This is a genomic window from Vibrio sp. 10N.222.49.A3 (assembly GCF_041475145.1).
GTDB lineage: Bacteria > Pseudomonadota > Gammaproteobacteria > Enterobacterales > Vibrionaceae > Vibrio > Vibrio tasmaniensis_A.
This window is the reverse complement of record NZ_JBFRVM010000135.1, coordinates 1-909: the sequence shown is the minus strand read 5'-3', so window position 1 is coordinate 909 and position 909 is coordinate 1. Positions and strand designations below refer to the sequence as shown.

1 protein-coding gene and 1 pseudogene are annotated in these 909 nt (G+C 45.3%); both read left to right on the top strand.

From position 1 onward, the window contains the following. Positions 1-755 (top strand): ParA family protein (locus AB4589_RS20020; protein ID WP_372101569.1); only part of this gene is annotated, 755 nt, incomplete at its 5' end. Next, positions 742-909: pseudogene (locus AB4589_RS20015) on the top strand (chemotaxis protein CheW); the annotation flags it as partial. The gene AB4589_RS20020 and the pseudogene AB4589_RS20015, both read left to right, overlap by 14 nt.

The window sequence follows — 909 nt, the reverse complement described above, 5'->3', positions numbered from 1 at the left end:
AAGGTGGCGTTGGAAAAACGACGACGACAGTGACCCTAGCTGGCTTACTTGCCTTAAAGGGTCATCGTGTGTTGTTGGTTGATACTGACCCACATGCATCACTAACCACCTATTTGGGTTACGACTCAGATACGGTGGAATCGAGCCTGTTTGATCTGTTCCAGCTGCGTGAGTTTTCTACGCAAGCTGTGAGAGCGTTGACTATACAGACCGAAATTGAAGGTATCGATATTATTCCCGCACACATGTCATTGGCGACATTAGACCGTGTAATGGGAAATCGAAGTGGTATGGGGTTGATCTTAAAGCGTGCTTTAGCCGCTTTGAAAGATGACTATGACTACGTGCTTATCGATTGTCCGCCTATTCTTGGTGTGATGATGGTGAATGCGTTGGCTGCCAGTGATCGTATCTTGATTCCGGTACAGACTGAATTTTTGGCGATGAAAGGTTTAGATCGCATGATTCGCACTCTAACTATTATGCAGAAGTCTCGCAAAACACCGTTTAAGGTGACGATTGTCCCGACGATGTACGACAAGCGAACGAAAGCATCATTGCAAACATTGACTCAGCTTAAAGATGACTATCCAAACCAAGTTTGGACCTCTGCTGTGCCGATTGATACCAAGTTTCGCGATGCCAGTCTAAAACGTTTGCCAGCATCTCATTTCGCATCGGGTAGCCGTGGTGTATTTGCTTATAAACAGCTGCTTATTTATCTCGAGAGGTTAGCGATAAATGAGCGCGAATAACGAATCGACATTGACGCAACCAAGTTTATCGAGTGAACAAGCAATCGATGATTACTTTACCGCGCTGTTAGGCGATGAAAACTTTGAATCTGATGCTTTTCTTGTTGACGAGTCTAGCGGCGAATCACAAACTAAAGAGCCAGAGCCAGAGCCA